This is a genomic window from Pseudomonas protegens CHA0 (assembly GCF_000397205.1).
Lineage (GTDB): Bacteria > Pseudomonadota > Gammaproteobacteria > Pseudomonadales > Pseudomonadaceae > Aquipseudomonas > Aquipseudomonas protegens.
Window position 1 is genome coordinate 125,001 of record NC_021237.1, and the last position, 15,241, is coordinate 140,241.

General features: G+C 59.7%; 9 protein-coding genes, 2 rRNA genes and 1 pseudogene. 6 read left to right on the forward strand and 6 right to left on the reverse strand.

The features are described 5' to 3' along the window. Window positions 1-218: 218 nt before the first annotated feature. Both PFLCHA0_RS00625 and rrf read left to right on the forward strand, forming a co-directional pair. Window positions 219-3,110, forward strand: a 23S ribosomal RNA gene (locus tag PFLCHA0_RS00625). Between the two features lie 138 nt (window positions 3,111-3,248). Then, window positions 3,249-3,364, forward strand: a 5S ribosomal RNA gene (gene rrf / locus PFLCHA0_RS00630). Window positions 3,365-3,518: 154 nt separating this feature from the next. On the opposite strand, the gene PFLCHA0_RS00635 is transcribed toward rrf, so the two are convergent. The 4 genes from PFLCHA0_RS00635 to PFLCHA0_RS00650 form a co-directional block, all read right to left on the reverse strand. Further along, window positions 3,519-4,700 (reverse strand): PepSY-associated TM helix domain-containing protein, encoded by a 1,182-nt coding sequence (locus PFLCHA0_RS00635; RefSeq protein WP_015633670.1) that lies wholly within the window; start codon window positions 4,698-4,700, stop codon window positions 3,519-3,521. A 71-nt stretch (window positions 4,701-4,771) separates the two neighbouring features. Continuing rightward, window positions 4,772-7,264 carry a TonB-dependent siderophore receptor gene (locus PFLCHA0_RS00640; RefSeq protein WP_015633671.1) on the reverse strand — a complete coding sequence of 831 codons (2,493 nt, stop codon included), beginning with the start codon at window positions 7,262-7,264 and terminating at the stop codon, window positions 4,772-4,774. 99 nt (window positions 7,265-7,363) lie between these two features. After that, on the reverse strand, window positions 7,364-8,368 hold the full coding sequence (locus PFLCHA0_RS00645; protein WP_041751898.1) for a FecR domain-containing protein: 1,005 nt from the start codon (window positions 8,366-8,368) through the stop codon (window positions 7,364-7,366). 5 nt (window positions 8,369-8,373) lie between these two features. Continuing rightward, complete coding sequence (locus PFLCHA0_RS00650; RefSeq protein WP_011058508.1) at window positions 8,374-8,874, reverse strand: sigma-70 family RNA polymerase sigma factor; 501 nt, start codon at window positions 8,872-8,874, stop codon at window positions 8,374-8,376. Between the two features lie 314 nt (window positions 8,875-9,188). Here PFLCHA0_RS00650 and PFLCHA0_RS32165 point away from each other — a divergent pair. Further along, window positions 9,189-10,214: pseudogene (locus PFLCHA0_RS32165) on the forward strand (HAMP domain-containing protein); the annotation flags it as partial. Window positions 10,215-10,283: 69 nt separating this feature from the next. Next, window positions 10,284-11,069, forward strand: coding sequence for a methyl-accepting chemotaxis protein (locus PFLCHA0_RS32170; protein WP_370059459.1), 786 nt, complete (start codon window positions 10,284-10,286; stop codon window positions 11,067-11,069). A 65-nt stretch (window positions 11,070-11,134) separates the two neighbouring features. On the opposite strand, the gene PFLCHA0_RS00660 is transcribed toward PFLCHA0_RS32170, so the two are convergent. Continuing rightward, window positions 11,135-11,899: a thioesterase II family protein gene (locus tag PFLCHA0_RS00660; RefSeq protein WP_011058510.1), complete on the reverse strand. Its 765-nt coding sequence runs from the start codon at window positions 11,897-11,899 to the stop codon at window positions 11,135-11,137. A 290-nt stretch (window positions 11,900-12,189) separates the two neighbouring features. Here PFLCHA0_RS00660 and lapG point away from each other — a divergent pair, with 290 nt between their 5' ends. Together lapG and lapD are read left to right on the forward strand one after the other, a co-directional pair. Further along, window positions 12,190-12,882 (forward strand): cysteine protease LapG, encoded by a 693-nt coding sequence (gene lapG, locus PFLCHA0_RS00665; protein WP_011058511.1) that lies wholly within the window; start codon window positions 12,190-12,192, stop codon window positions 12,880-12,882. A gap of 14 nt (window positions 12,883-12,896) precedes the next feature. Next, on the forward strand, window positions 12,897-14,843 hold the full coding sequence (gene lapD / locus PFLCHA0_RS00670; protein WP_015633673.1) for a cyclic di-GMP receptor LapD: 1,947 nt from the start codon (window positions 12,897-12,899) through the stop codon (window positions 14,841-14,843). A 56-nt stretch (window positions 14,844-14,899) separates the two neighbouring features. On the opposite strand, the gene PFLCHA0_RS00675 is transcribed toward lapD, so the two are convergent. Further along, window positions 14,900-15,238 (reverse strand): hypothetical protein, encoded by a 339-nt coding sequence (locus tag PFLCHA0_RS00675; RefSeq protein WP_011058513.1) that lies wholly within the window; start codon window positions 15,236-15,238, stop codon window positions 14,900-14,902. Window positions 15,239-15,241 lie beyond the last annotated feature (3 nt).

Below are 15,241 nucleotides of genomic sequence, written 5' to 3' on the forward strand. Positions count from 1 at the left end.
AGCTTAGAAATGAGCATTCACTTTGAATGTTGATTTCTAGTCTTTTGATTAGATCGTTCTTTAAAAATTTGGGTATGTGATAGAAAGATAGACTGAACGTTACTTTCACTGGTAACGGATCAGGCTAAGGTAAAATTTGTGAGTTCTCTTTTAATTAAGAATGCAAATTTTCGGCGAATGTCGTCTTCATAGTATAACCAGATTGCTTGGGGTTATATGGTCAAGTGAAGAAGCGCATACGGTGGATGCCTTGGCAGTCAGAGGCGATGAAAGACGTGGTAGCCTGCGATAAGCTTCGGGGAGTCGGCAAACAGACTTTGATCCGGAGATCTCTGAATGGGGGAACCCAGCCATCATAAGATGGTTATCTTGTACTGAATACATAGGTGCAAGAGGCGAACCAGGGGAACTGAAACATCTAAGTACCCTGAGGAAAAGAAATCAACCGAGATTCCCTTAGTAGTGGCGAGCGAACGGGGACTAGCCCTTAAGTGGCTTTGAGATTAGCGGAACGCTCTGGAAAGTGCGGCCATAGTGGGTGATAGCCCTGTACGCGAAAATCTCTTAGTCATGAAATCGAGTAGGACGGGGCACGAGAAACCTTGTCTGAATATGGGGGGACCATCCTCCAAGGCTAAATACTACTGACTGACCGATAGTGAACTAGTACCGTGAGGGAAAGGCGAAAAGAACCCCGGAGAGGGGAGTGAAATAGATCCTGAAACCGTATGCGTACAAGCAGTGGGAGCAGACTTTGTTCTGTGACTGCGTACCTTTTGTATAATGGGTCAGCGACTTATTTTCAGTGGCAAGCTTAACCGAATAGGGGAGGCGTAGCGAAAGCGAGTCTTAATAGGGCGTCTAGTCGCTGGGAATAGACCCGAAACCGGGCGATCTATCCATGGGCAGGTTGAAGGTTAGGTAACACTGACTGGAGGACCGAACCGACTACCGTTGAAAAGTTAGCGGATGACCTGTGGATCGGAGTGAAAGGCTAATCAAGCTCGGAGATAGCTGGTTCTCCTCGAAAGCTATTTAGGTAGCGCCTCATGTATCACTGTAGGGGGTAGAGCACTGTTTCGGCTAGGGGGTCATCCCGACTTACCAAACCGATGCAAACTCCGAATACCTACAAGTGCCGAGCATGGGAGACACACGGCGGGTGCTAACGTCCGTCGTGAAAAGGGAAACAACCCAGACCGTCAGCTAAGGTCCCAAAGTTATGGTTAAGTGGGAAACGATGTGGGAAGGCTTAGACAGCTAGGAGGTTGGCTTAGAAGCAGCCACCCTTTAAAGAAAGCGTAATAGCTCACTAGTCGAGTCGGCCTGCGCGGAAGATGTAACGGGGCTCAAACCATACACCGAAGCTACGGGTATCACGTAAGTGATGCGGTAGAGGAGCGTTCTGTAAGCCTGTGAAGGTGAGTTGAGAAGCTTGCTGGAGGTATCAGAAGTGCGAATGCTGACATGAGTAACGACAATGGGTGTGAAAAACACCCACGCCGAAAGACCAAGGTTTCCTGCGCAACGTTAATCGACGCAGGGTTAGTCGGTCCCTAAGGCGAGGCTGAAAAGCGTAGTCGATGGAAAACAGGTTAATATTCCTGTACTTCTAGTTATTGCGATGGAGGGACGGAGAAGGCTAGGCCAGCTTGGCGTTGGTTGTCCAAGTTTAAGGTGGTAGGCTGGAATCTTAGGTAAATCCGGGGTTCTAAGGCCGAGAGCTGATGACGAGTTACCTTTTAGGTGACGAAGTGGTTGATGCCATGCTTCCAAGAAAAGCTTCTAAGCTTCAGATAACTAGGAACCGTACCCCAAACCGACACAGGTGGTTGGGTAGAGAATACCAAGGCGCTTGAGAGAACTCGGGTGAAGGAACTAGGCAAAATGGCACCGTAACTTCGGGAGAAGGTGCGCCGGTGAGGGTGAAGGACTTGCTCCGTAAGCTCATGCCGGTCGAAGATACCAGGCCGCTGCGACTGTTTATTAAAAACACAGCACTCTGCAAACACGAAAGTGGACGTATAGGGTGTGACGCCTGCCCGGTGCCGGAAGGTTAATTGATGGGGTTAGCTAACGCGAAGCTCTTGATCGAAGCCCCGGTAAACGGCGGCCGTAACTATAACGGTCCTAAGGTAGCGAAATTCCTTGTCGGGTAAGTTCCGACCTGCACGAATGGCGTAACGATGGCGGCGCTGTCTCCACCCGAGACTCAGTGAAATTGAAATCGCTGTGAAGATGCAGTGTATCCGCGGCTAGACGGAAAGACCCCGTGAACCTTTACTATAGCTTTGCACTGGACTTTGAATTTGCTTGTGTAGGATAGGTGGGAGGCTTTGAAGCGTGAACGCCAGTTTGCGTGGAGCCATCCTTGAAATACCACCCTGGCAACTTTGAGGTTCTAACTCAGGTCCGTTATCCGGATCGAGGACAGTGTATGGTGGGTAGTTTGACTGGGGCGGTCTCCTCCTAAAGAGTAACGGAGGAGTACGAAGGTGCGCTCAGACCGGTCGGAAATCGGTCGTAGAGTATAAAGGCAAAAGCGCGCTTGACTGCGAGACAGACACGTCGAGCAGGTACGAAAGTAGGTCTTAGTGATCCGGTGGTTCTGTATGGAAGGGCCATCGCTCAACGGATAAAAGGTACTCCGGGGATAACAGGCTGATACCGCCCAAGAGTTCATATCGACGGCGGTGTTTGGCACCTCGATGTCGGCTCATCACATCCTGGGGCTGAAGCCGGTCCCAAGGGTATGGCTGTTCGCCATTTAAAGTGGTACGCGAGCTGGGTTTAGAACGTCGTGAGACAGTTCGGTCCCTATCTGCCGTGGACGTTTGAGATTTGAGAGGGGCTGCTCCTAGTACGAGAGGACCGGAGTGGACGAACCTCTGGTGTTCCGGTTGTCACGCCAGTGGCATTGCCGGGTAGCTATGTTCGGAAAAGATAACCGCTGAAAGCATCTAAGCGGGAAACTTGCCTCAAGATGAGATCTCACTGGAACCTTGAGTTCCCTAAAGGGCCGTCGAAGACTACGACGTTGATAGGTTGGGTGTGTAAGCGCTGTGAGGCGTTGAGCTAACCAATACTAATTGCCCGTGAGGCTTGACCATATAACACCCAAGCAATTTGCTTAAGAAGCGAGTTGCGGTGTGTGAAGACGATACAAACCGAAAGTTTGCGAACACACAAATCTATTACATACCCATTCGCTGGCACGTTGCACAAGCAACGGACTGGCTACCGAATTTCTTGACGACCATAGAGCGTTGGAACCACCTGATCCCATCCCGAACTCAGAAGTGAAACGATGCATCGCCGATGGTAGTGTGGGGTTTCCCCATGTGAGAGTAGGTCATCGTCAAGATCAAATTCCAAAACCCCTGTCTGCTCACGCAGACAGGGGTTTTGTTTTTGTGCGCTATAAAGCCTGTGCTGTGTGGCAGAAGCAGATTGCAGGGTGGATTCAGGGCTTCATCAGCATCGAGTAAGCAGTCATCAAGACCACATTTGTTTGCCTCTTACGCCCTGTTCTTACGCATCTTGCTGCTTCTACGGGCGATTAACTTACGCCACCAGATATAGATGCCGGTCAGTGCCAGCACGGCAATCAGAACGCCCAATAGAGCAATGATCACCTGCCCCGTGGTACCGATGATCCTGCCTCCATGTATGGGCAGTTGCAGTCGGTAGAAGCGCTCTCCGAGGGTGCCTTGCCCCGCTATCTCCTGCCCCAGCAAGCGCCCATCCGTACCGTGGAAGAACAGCCAGGACTTACCATGGGCTTGGCTGTCATGCCGACCAAAACCTGCTCCATAGAAGTTGTATTCAAAGCTGTAATACAACTCACCAATCGTCTCCTTCAAGCCCAGCCGCTGCCCCTCTTCCAGAGCCTGTTCATAGGCCTGTTGATAAGTCAGCCGGGTTATCCCCAGCTCTGCCGCCGGTACTCGTCCCCGAGCTTCATAGACGCTGGGTTCGATGGACGAGAGCAATGACACCACGGGTTTGAACACCTGGCTCGGCAGGTTCATGGCTACGCTACTGATGGCGATCGGCAGCAGGAGCAGCCATAACCACAAGCCTGCGGCGCGATGCAGGTCGAAGTTGAGCCGATAGGCATGGCCGCCCTTGATCTTCCAGGCCGTGGCCCACTTGCGCCAGAACGGCCGTCCACGAGGCAGGGTCAGCAGCAAGGCAACAAAACAGTCGATGACCCAGGCAATGGCCACCAGCCCCATCAACCATAGCCCCCAATTGCCGGGCAGGCTCAGGTTGTAGTGGAACTCCAGCAGAAAAGGCACCAGGTTCTGCCGCTGGAAGCAGCAGGCGCCCCAAAAGCGCTGCCCCTGCTGATGGGCTGTAACCGGGTCCAAGTAAAATACTTGATTGCGCTCGGTATACGGTTGGCCGGTGGCCGGGTCGGTGCGTGGCACCGCTGCCAGCAGCGCGGCATGCCCGGCTTCTTGTGGATATTCCATGTACCAGACCTGCAGCCTCGGGTGCTCGGCCTGAACGCTATCCACCAGTGCGCCGGGGGCCAGCACCGGCCCCTTGCCAGGCGTGTGATAGAACTCGGGGTTGAGCCACTCATCCAGCTCGTGATGAAAGGCCAGGACACTCCCGGTCAGCCCGGCCAGCAGCAGGAACACTGCGGTGGCCAGGCCCATGTAGCGGTGCAATAGAACCAGAATGGCGCGCATGACATTTTTCCGTAGAGACGACAAAGCCAGCGGCTGCTGACAGGCGCTGGCTTTGTTGGCGTCAACCTAGATCAGAACTGGTAGCTTACCGTGGCGGCGACATTGCGCTCTTCGCCCAGGTAGCAGTAGCTCAAGCTTGCACAGGAGGCGACGTAGGATTCGTTGGTCAGGTTGTTGGCATTGAGCCGTACATCCACTCCCTTGAGGCCCAACTTGCCCAGGTCATAGCCGATGGAGGCATCGAAGAGCGTGTAGGCCGGTACCTTCATGGTGTTCTCGGCATCGGCCCAGCTGTAGCCCACATAGCGCACACCGCCGCCCAGGCGCAGGCCATCCAGCGCCGCGCTGTCGAACTTGTAGTCGGCCCACAGCGACGCCATCTGCCGCGGTGCCTGAGTAGGCGAGTTGCCCTTGTTCTCGATGAGGTTGGTGGCGCTGCTCAAGGTGCTGGTCATCGACTTCGAATACTGGATGTCGGTGAAGGTATAGCTGCTCAGCAGTTTCAGGTTGTCGGTCAGCTGCATGTGGGCTTCCAGCTCCAGCCCCTGGGAGCGAACAGCACCCACCGCACGATAGAAGTTTTCCTGGGGCAGCTTCGACGCCAGGTTCTCCTGGTCGATGCGGAACAACGAGGCAGTGAACAAGTTGTCCGTACCTGGTGGCTGATATTTCAGCCCGACTTCCCATTGGGTGCCGTCGGTGGGTGGCAGCGGATTGCCTGCGCTGTCTGCGTAGGAGTTGGGGTTGAACGACTCGGAATAGCTGACGTAAGGCGCCAGACCGTTATCGAACAGATAGAGCGCGCCCGCACGCCCAGTGAGCTTGGTGCGTTTGTCGCTGATTTCGGTGCCCAGTGGGCGCTGGGCTTCAGCCAGGCGGTTTTCATCCGAGGTCTCCACCCAGTCCTGGCGCAGCCCCAGGGAGAAGCGCCATTTGTCCAGCTCGACCAGGTCCTGCAAGTACACGCCGGTCTGTTCCAGGCGCCGCAAATAGCTGGTGTGGCTGTAGTAGTTGATCGTCGAGTTGCCATAGACCGGGTTGAACGCATTGATCGGCTGCAGCGTTCCCTGGTCCCAGTCGACCACGGTCTTGCGCCGTTGATAGTCGGCTCCCAGCAGTAAGGTGTGCTTGACGTCGCCGGTGAGGAATTCGGCCTGCAGCATGTTATCGACGATGAAGGAGTGGAGCTTCTCATCTCCACCCGAGTAATAGCGGTTCAGGTCATTGCTGGTGGCATTGGTCCAGCCATAGGCATAGACCTGGTCGAGCTTCACCTTGGAGTCCAGGTAGCGGAAGTTCTGGCGGGCGGTGAAGGTGTCGTTGAAACGATGCTCGAACTGATAGCCGAAGGACTGTTGATCGCGCTTGTAGCCATCCACGCCCGGCTCGCCCTCGAAGAAATGCTCAGAAATGCGCTGGCCATTGCGCTGGTTCAGGGTGCCGTTGGCCGGCATGCCGCCGTGGTAGCCGCCATCGGGGTCATTCTGCAAATAGGCCTGGAGCGTCAGGGAGGTGTCTTCACTGAAGTCGATACTCAGGGTCGGCGACAGGGCGAAGCGTTTTTCCTTCGCGTGGTCGAACTGAGTGTCGGACTTGTCCGTCAGGCCGATCAACCGATAGGCAACGCGTTTTTCGTCATCGAGCGGGCCGCTGAAGTCGAACCCCAGGCCCTGTTTGCCCTGGGTGCCCACGGTTGCCTGAATCTGGTGATAGGGCTCGTAGAGAGGCTTTTTGCTGGTCAGGGCCACCAGGCCGCCTGGGGAGCTGCGGCCGTAAAGCACCGATGAGGGGCCCTTGAGAATATCCACCCGTTCGAGGAAGTAGGGGTCGACCTGCATGCTGCTGTAGGTGCCGCTGTCGCCCATGGACTTGAGGCCATCGAGGTAGATGTTGTCCACCGAACCATCATTGAAGCCGCGCATCGCTACATAGTCGTAGCGATGGGTGGCGCCATAGGGATTGGTCAGCACGCCGGGGGTGTAGCGCATGGTCTGGGCGACGGTTTGCGCGCCCTGGTCGTCGATCTGTTCCCGGGTGACCACCGAGACGCTTTGCGAGGTCTCCAGCAACGCGGTACTGGTCTTGGTGGCGATCTGACTGTGCGTCGCGTTGTAGCCCTCCATGCTGCCTAATGCGTTGCCCAGGGCGAAGCCCTTGACCTCAGTGGTGGGCAGGGTCAGGGCGCTGCCCTGGGGCAGGGGCCGCAGCACGTAGCTGCCGCCGTCCTGGCTGACCGCCTCCAGTCCCGAACCCCGCAGCAGCTGGTTCAGGCCCTGGGGAATGGAGTAGTCGCCCTGGAGCCCGGGAGACTGCCTGCCCTGGGTCAGGGCCGGGGTGGTGGACAGGGTGATCCCGGCCTGCCGGGCGAACTGGTTGAGGGCATCGCCGAGGTTGCCCGGGGCCACGCTGTAGCTGTGACGCGGGGCATCAACAGCGCTATCGGCGGCCAGCACCTGGGGCGCCACTGTCCCGAGGCCGATGCTGGAGCACAGCAGGGCGGCGCGGATGGCTTGGCACAAGGGGCGGGCGCAGGGAGAGCTTGGGCGGGTGTCGCGCAGAGTCATGGTAGGTTCCGTTGAAGTCGCAGGAAGCAGATTGAAGTGCTTACTGACTAAGCCGGACGTCCTGGCAAAACCCGCCAAAAAAAATCACCCCAGTGAATTTCAAACCACGGGCCCCAAGGTCACCCACCAACGGGTGCGGTAGCGCAACTGCACTGGCAGGGTCTGGGGCAGGATGGCCAGCAACTTATCGGTGTCTTCCAGGCGGAACACACCTGAAAGGCGCAGATTGCCAACCGCTGCCGAGCAGCCCAGATAGCCATGGCGATAGCGGCCGACCTCCTGGAGGAAGTCGTCCAGGCGCATGTTGCGCGTAACGATCAGGCCATCGGCCCAGGCGCCGACGTCCATCGCCAGGGGGGCCGCAGGTTCGGCCAGGCCATGGCTGATCTGATAGCTCTGACCTGCTTCCACCCGGGCGCTACGGCCGTCGGCGGTGTGCGGCGCATGAATGGCCACGCTGCCGTGGGTCACGCTCAGGCGCGTGCAGCGTTCCTCCACGCGCACCACGAAGCGGGCGTCGAAGCCTTCCAGCAGGGCGTGGCGGCTCTCCACCAGCAGCGGGCGGGCAGGGCCGTGATCGGCTCCACAGGACACCATGATCTCGCCCCGGCGCAGTTTGATCAGGCGCTGCTCGGCATTGAAGTTGAGGTCCGCCGCGCTGTCGGTATTGAGTTCCAGGCGGGTGCCATCGGGCAACTGGAAGCCTCGCTGCTCGCCGACGGCGGTGGCAAAGTCTGCGTTCCATTGTTGCCAGCCCAGCAGATCCTTGCCGACCCAGGCACTGGAGCCCAGGAGCAGGGCGCCACTGAGCAGTTTCAGGGCCTGGCGCCGGCCCAGGCGCTGACTGCTGTGTTCCAGGGTATGCAAGGCCACCTGAGCCCCCGGCACTGAACGCAGGTTGGCCGTGAGTTCCTGCTGCAACGATTGCACCCGCTGCCAGGCCAGTTCGTGCTCCTGGTGCGCCGCCCGCCACAGATCGCACTGTTGCTGCAGCTTGGGGTTGGCACCGTTGTTGCGCAGGCGCAGCAACCAGTTGATTGCTTGCTTGACCACCAGGTGATCGGGATTGGGCTTGAGCGGCAGGCTGGCGGGAAAGTTATCCACAGGCTTCAGCTCTCGTAGCGCAGCAGGTAGCAATGGTAGAGCGCCTGGGCGACATAACGCTCGACGGTACGCAGGGATAGGCCCATCTGCTGAGCAATCTGCTTGTGGGTAAGTTCCTCGCACTGAGCCAGGAGAAAAGCCTGACGTACTTTCGGCTTCAGCCCTTCAAGCATACGCGCAATGCTTTCCAGCAGCTCCAGAATCAACGCCCGAGCTTCAGCGCCGGGTGTTTCGGCTTCGGGCAAGTGGGCGATGGTTTCCAGATACGCACGTTCGATTTCCTCGCGGCGCCAGTGATCGATTACCAGCCCCCGAGCGATGGTGCGTAAAAAAGCCCGGGGGGCCTTGAGTTCCAGACGTTCAGTTTTCTGCAGCAGGCGTACGAAGGTGTCCTGAGCCAGGTCGGCAGCATCCGCGGCATTGCCCAGGCGCTGGCGCAGCCAGCGGTTGAGCCAGCCATGGTGATGGCTGTAGAGCGTCTGTACGGCGAACTCGGGTGATGACATGGACGCGGACTGCCTGAGTGTCACTAATGATAATTAGTCGCATTGTCATTGAGGCTTTATCGATTTGGCAATAAGCAGCGCACTGTCGGTCATCTGAAAATGTGCCACGGATGCTCTGGAACACCGTTCGGCGGGATTAGGTAAATTCAGGCGAGTAATTCAGAAAAATCTCTAAGGGTTCGCAGATTCTTGCCGAAAGACTGATAAGACATGCGTGCACCAAAGTAGAGCGGTCAGAGAACATCGCCTGCGCTGTTACATGGAATGTTGCATTACGGACGCATCCCCACTTTCGGCATAAGAAGTCCCATGAAATGAATCTCAAGTTCAGCCATAAAATCCTTTTGGCCGCCTCCGGCGTAGTGGTTCTGGCTTTTGCGTTGTTCACCTTGTACAACGACTACCTGCAGCGAAACACCATCCGACAGAACCTCGAATCCTCTATCCAGCAGGCCGGTGAGCTCACCTCCAGCAGTGTGCAGAACTGGATGAGCGGGCGGATCCTGGTGCTCGAGAACCTCGCGCAGAACGTTGCTCACCAAGGTCAGAACGCAGATTTCCCAGGGCTGGTGGACCAACCGGCCTTTACCTCGAACTTCCAGTTCACCTACGTCGGCCAGGCCAACGGCACCTTCACCCAGCGCCCAGACGCGAAGATGCCCGACGGCTACGACCCGCGTCAGCGCCCCTGGTACAAGCAGGCCGTCGCCGCCGACAAGACCATGCTGACCCCGCCCTACATGGCGGCTGTCGGTGGCCTGGTGGTGACCATCGCCATGCCGGTGAAAAAGCAGGGTGAACTGCTGGGCGTGGTTGGTGGCGACCTGAGCCTGGAAACCCTGGTGAAGATCATCAACTCGGTGGATTTCGGTGGCCTGGGCCACGCCTTCCTGGTCAGTGCCGACGGTCAGGTGATCGTCAGCCCGGACAAGGACCAGGTGATGAAGAACCTCAAGGACATCTACCCCGGCGCCAACGTACGGATCGAAAACGGCAACCAGGAAGTGGTCCTGAACAAACAGGAGCGCATCCTCTCCTTCACCCCGGTGACCGGCTTGCCGAATGCCGAGTGGTACATCGGTCTGTCCATCGACAAGGACAAGGCCTACGCACCGCTGAGCCAATTCCGTACTTCCGCCTTGATCGCGATGTTTATCGCCGTGGCGGTGATCGCCGTACTGCTGACCCTGCTGATCCAGGTGTTGATGCGCCCACTGATCACCATGGGCCGTGCGATGCAGGACATCGCCCAGGGCGAGGGCGACCTGACCCGGCGCCTGGTGGTGGAGAGCAAGGACGAATTCGGCGAACTGGGCAGCTCGTTCAACCAGTTCGTCGAGCGGATCCATGCCTCGATTTCCGAAGTGTCCTCGGCCACCCGCCAGGTACACGACCTGTCCCAGCGCGTGATGGCTTCGTCCAACGCTTCGATCATCGGTTCCGACGAGCAGAGCGCCCGCACCAACAGCGTGGCCGCCGCGATCAACGAACTGGGGGCCGCAACCCAGGAAATCGCCCGTAACGCCGCCGATGCCTCGCAGCACGCCAGTGGCGCCAGCGAACAGGCCGACGACGGTCGCCAAGTGGTGGAACAGACCATCCAGGCCATGACCGAGCTGTCGCAGAAGATCAGCCTGTCCTGCACTCAGATCGAGACCCTGAACGCCAGCACCGACAACATCGGGCACATTCTCGACGTGATCAAGGGCATCTCCCAGCAGACCAACTTGCTGGCCCTCAACGCGGCCATCGAAGCGGCCCGTGCCGGCGAAGCCGGTCGTGGCTTCGCCGTGGTGGCCGACGAGGTGCGCAACCTGGCTCATCGTACCCAGGAGTCGGCGGAAGAGATCCACAAGATGATCACCTCCTTGCAGGTCGGCTCCCGTGAAGCGGTGTCGACCATGAACGCCAGCCAGGCGTCCAGCGAAGAGAGCGTCGAAGTGGCCAACCAGGCCGGTGCGCGGCTGGTCAGCGTGACTCAGCGGATCGGCGAGATCGATGGCATGAACCAGTCGGTGGCGGCGGCGACCGAAGAGCAGACGGCCGTGGTGGAGACCCTCAATGTCGACATCAACCAGATCAACCTGCTGAACCAGCAGGGCGTGGCCAACCTCAACGAAACCCTGAAGGATTGCGATGCCCTGTCGCAGCAGGCCAGCCGCCTGAAGCAGCTGGTGGACAGCTTCAAGATCTGAGGTTTCGCGTCACTTTCAAGCCCGCTCCCGCCTCACGGCAGGGCGGGCTTTTTCATGGGTACCGATCAGGCCGGGTGGTCGCCCAGCAGCCCCAGGTGAGTATTGATCACCTGCAACAGGCGCTGGCGCTGGGACTTGATGAAGAAGTGATTGCCGGCCACTTCGATCAGCTCGAACTCGCGGCCGGTGAACTCGCGCCAGTTGAGCATGAGGTTGGCCGTGGCCAGCGGGTCCTCGCTGCCGTAGAAGGCCGTCAACGGCACATCCAGGCAACCGCTGGAGGTGTCGTACCAGGTTTCGAAAAGCTTCAGGCCGTTGCGCAGCAGGCGTTCGTAGGATTGCAGGTCGTTCTGCCCGCGGGGCATCTCCAGGGGGCTGGCGCCGAGGGTCAGGATCGCCTCGCGAAACGCGGCGATGGGCAGGGAGTGGAGCAAGGGCCGGCGCGGCAGGCTATCCGGGCTGCGACAGCCGGAGACGAACAGGTGGCGGGTCTGCTGGGGAAAGCGTTCCTGGGCATGCTTGCTGGTCTCGTAGGCCAGCAGCGCGCCCAGGCCGTGGCCGAACAGCGCATGGGGCTCGCCGAGCCAGGGGTCGAGGGCGGTGAAGGTGTTTTCCAGCAGGCTGGGCCAGTTGTCGCAGGGCGCTTCGTCACGGCGCGGACCGTGCCCCGGCAGGTTGAGCACCACCAGCTCGATATGATCGGCCAGGCCACTGGACCAGACCCGCATTTGCTCGGCTGCCGCCCCGGCCTGGGGAAAGCAGATCAGGCGGATCCGGGTGGCTTGCCCGGGTTTGATCACCAGCGTCCATTGTCGGGTGTCGGTGTACACAGCTTTTCCTTAAGCAAGTGGGCCGGCACTGCGCCGGCCAGAGGCAGCCTGAAGAGGGCGTCGCAGTCTGCGGATGGTTTCTAACATAGTGCCTCTCGTCCGTGAAGGCACGTGTGTGCCGGGCCGGGCGGGCGGTTGCTGTCGGTCGCCGGAACGCGGCTTGCGGCTATGCTCTGAATGTTTCGCGCCGGCTCTTTTCCGGCGGCTGGTGATTGTAAGGTGCCATTGTTTTTTGCCGGGCCAGCCTTCACCATCAGCCGATTTACGACAGCTCCCATGGACGCATTGCATTGGCGGCACGTTTAGCTCTTTCTCGGACCCTGCGCTGGTTCTGCGCGGCATTGCTGCTGGCCGGCGCACTGCTGGGCAGCCTGCACGCCGACTGGGATTTCTCCCTGATCAGCCGCCGTGCCACGGCGCTCTACGGTCCGCTGGGCGAAGGGCAGCCGCGCATCGATGCCTGGCAGCACCTGCTGGCCACGCAAAAGCAGGTGCCCGAGCGCGAACAGTTGAAGGTGGTCAACCTGTTCTTCAACAAGAACATGCGCTACGTGGAAGACATCGACCTGTGGCACCAGGTGGATTATTGGGAAACGCCGATCGAGGCATTGTGGAAGGGCGCCGGCGATTGCGAGGACTACGCGATCGCCAAGTATTTCAGCCTGCGCCACCTCGGGGTTTCCAGTGACAAACTGCGCATCACCTACGTCAAGGCCCTGCGCCAGAACCGTGCGCACATGGTCTTGACCTACTATTCCAGCCCGGAGGCCATGCCTCTGGTGCTCGACAGCCTGGAAGACTCGATCCGCCCGGCCAGCGAGCGTACCGACCTGTTGCCGGTGTACTCCTTCAATGCCGAGGGTCTGTGGCTACCGGGGGCCAAAGGCAACAAGCGGGTGGGCGACACCAAGCGCCTGTCCCGTTGGCAGGACGTGTTGAAAAAAATGCAGGCCGAAGGTTTTCCGGTCGAGACGACTAACTAGGAGCACGAGCTCAGATGTCTTTGTTCAAACAACTGTTGATCGCAATCTGTGTGTTCCTGGTGGTCGCCTTCAGCGGCAGCTTCATGGTCAGCCTGGAAAGCTCGCGCACCCAGTATGTCAATCAGCTGCGCTCCCATGCCCAGGATGCCGCCACTGCCCTGGCGCTGTCGCTGACGCCGAACATCGACGACCCGGCGATGGTCGAGCTGATGGTCAGCTCGATCTTCGACAGTGGCTACTACGCCAGTATCCGGGTGGTGGACCTGGCCACCGACAAGACCCTTGTCGAGCGCAGCGGCATCCCGGAAGTCGGCAACGTGCCCCAGTGGTTTGTCAGCCTGATCGGCCTGGAACCGGCGGGTGGCGATGCCATCGTCAGCCGCGGCTGGGAACAGGCGGCTCGGGTCGAGGTGCTCAGCCACCCGATGTTCGCCGTGGCCAAGCTCTGGCAAAGTGCCCTGGGCAGCCTGGGCTGGCTGTTGATCTGCGGTGCGGTGAGCGCGGTGCTCGGCGCCCTGCTGCTGCGGCGCCAGCTCAAGCCGTTGGACTACATGGTCCAGCAGTCCCACGCCATTGCCCGTCGTGAATTCCTCAGCCTGCCGCAATTGCCCCGGACTCCGGAGCTGCGGCGGGTGGTGCAGGCCATGAACCAGATGGTCGAGAAGCTCAAGGCGCTGTTCCAGGAGCAGGCCGAGCGCAGCGAGAAACTGCGCACCGAGTCCTATCAGGACAGCCTGACCGGGCTGGCCAACCGGCGTTATTTCGAAATGCAGCTGCACGCCCGCGTAAGCAACCCCGAGCAGGCCAGTTCCGGCTACCTGTTGCTGTTGCGGGTCAAGGACCTGGCCGGGCTGAACCAGCGCCTGGGCGGCCAGCGTACCGACCAGTTGCTCAAGGCGGTGGGTGAACAACTGCTGCGCGAGTGCGACAAGTACCCGGAAACCCACAACCTGGTCACCCGGGTCCGTGGTGGCGAGTTCGCGGTGCTGGCGCCGGGGCTGGTGCGTGAGGAAGCCATCCAGCTGGCCCAGAGCCTGGACAGTGCCCTGGGCAACCTGCACGCCACCGGCGCCACCGATGTTGCCTCAGTGGCCTCCATCGGCCTGGCGGCGTTTGCTCACGGTGATTCGCCGCAAGCGGTGCTGAGCCTCGGCGACCAGGCCCTGGCCCAGGCCGAAGCCCAGGGTGACACCAGCTGGGCCTGCCTCGATCAAGGCGCCAGTGCCCAGGTTGGGGATGACCACCATGCCTGGCACCGGCTGTTGGACCGGGCGCTGTCGGAGCAGCACTTCCAGCTGTACTTCCAGCCGGTGGTGGCCGCTCGGGACACCCACCTGGTGCTGCACTACAAAGTGCTGTCGCGGCTGCTGGATGAACAGGGCCAGACCATTCCGGCCGGGCGTTTCCTGCCGTGGCTGGAGCGTTTCGGCTGGACCTCGCGCCTGGATCTGCTGATGCTCGAACAGGTGCTGAGACAGATGACGAGCCACGAAGACTGCCTGGCGCTGAACCTGTCGGCGGCGACCCTGGCGGACCCGCACGCCCTGAATCGGGTGTTCGAGATCCTGCGCCAGCATTCCGACCTGGGCCCGCGCCTGACCCTGGAGATCGGTGAAGAGCAATTACCCGAGCAGGCCATGCTGGAACAGCTGACCCGGCGCCTGCGCGAGCTGGGTTTCTCCCTCAGCCTGCAACGCTTCGGTGGGCGCTTCAGCATGATCGGCAACCTGGCGCGCCTGGGGCTGGCGTACCTGAAGATCGATGGCAGCTACATCCGCGACATCGATCAGGAAAGCGACAAGCGCCTGTTTATCGAAGCCATCCAGCGCGCGGCCCACAGCATCGACCTGCCGCTGATTGCCGAACGGGTCGAGACCGAGGGCGAGCTGCAGGTGATTCGCGAGATGGGCTTGTACGGGGTGCAGGGCCAGCTGTTCGGCGAGCCGGCTCCCTGGGGTTGAAACCGCTTTCGCCGGCAAGCCGGCTCCTACAGCAGGAGTCGGCTGGCGAAAAGGGTTCAGATCAATCCGGTTTCATCGTCATTGATCAACCGGCTCAAACCGCCCAGCGCCTCGCGGGCCTGGGTGCGATCCATCAGCTTGGCCTGGGCCGCGGCCGGCAGGTCGGTGATGCGGATCACGCCCTTGAGGGTCAGGAGCTGGATCAGGTCGTCCAGCACCCGGATCATTTCCAGGTCGCTTTGCTTGAGTTGCTTGAGACTGACTTCCACCGCCTCGTTGGCGTACCAGGTCTGGATCTCGTGGTGGTCGGCGGGCAGCGTCTCGGTGGCCTCGGCGTAAGCGGCGGCTTCCACGCGAATCAGCTGGCCCTGTGCATCGCGTTGCACGTAGAACATGGC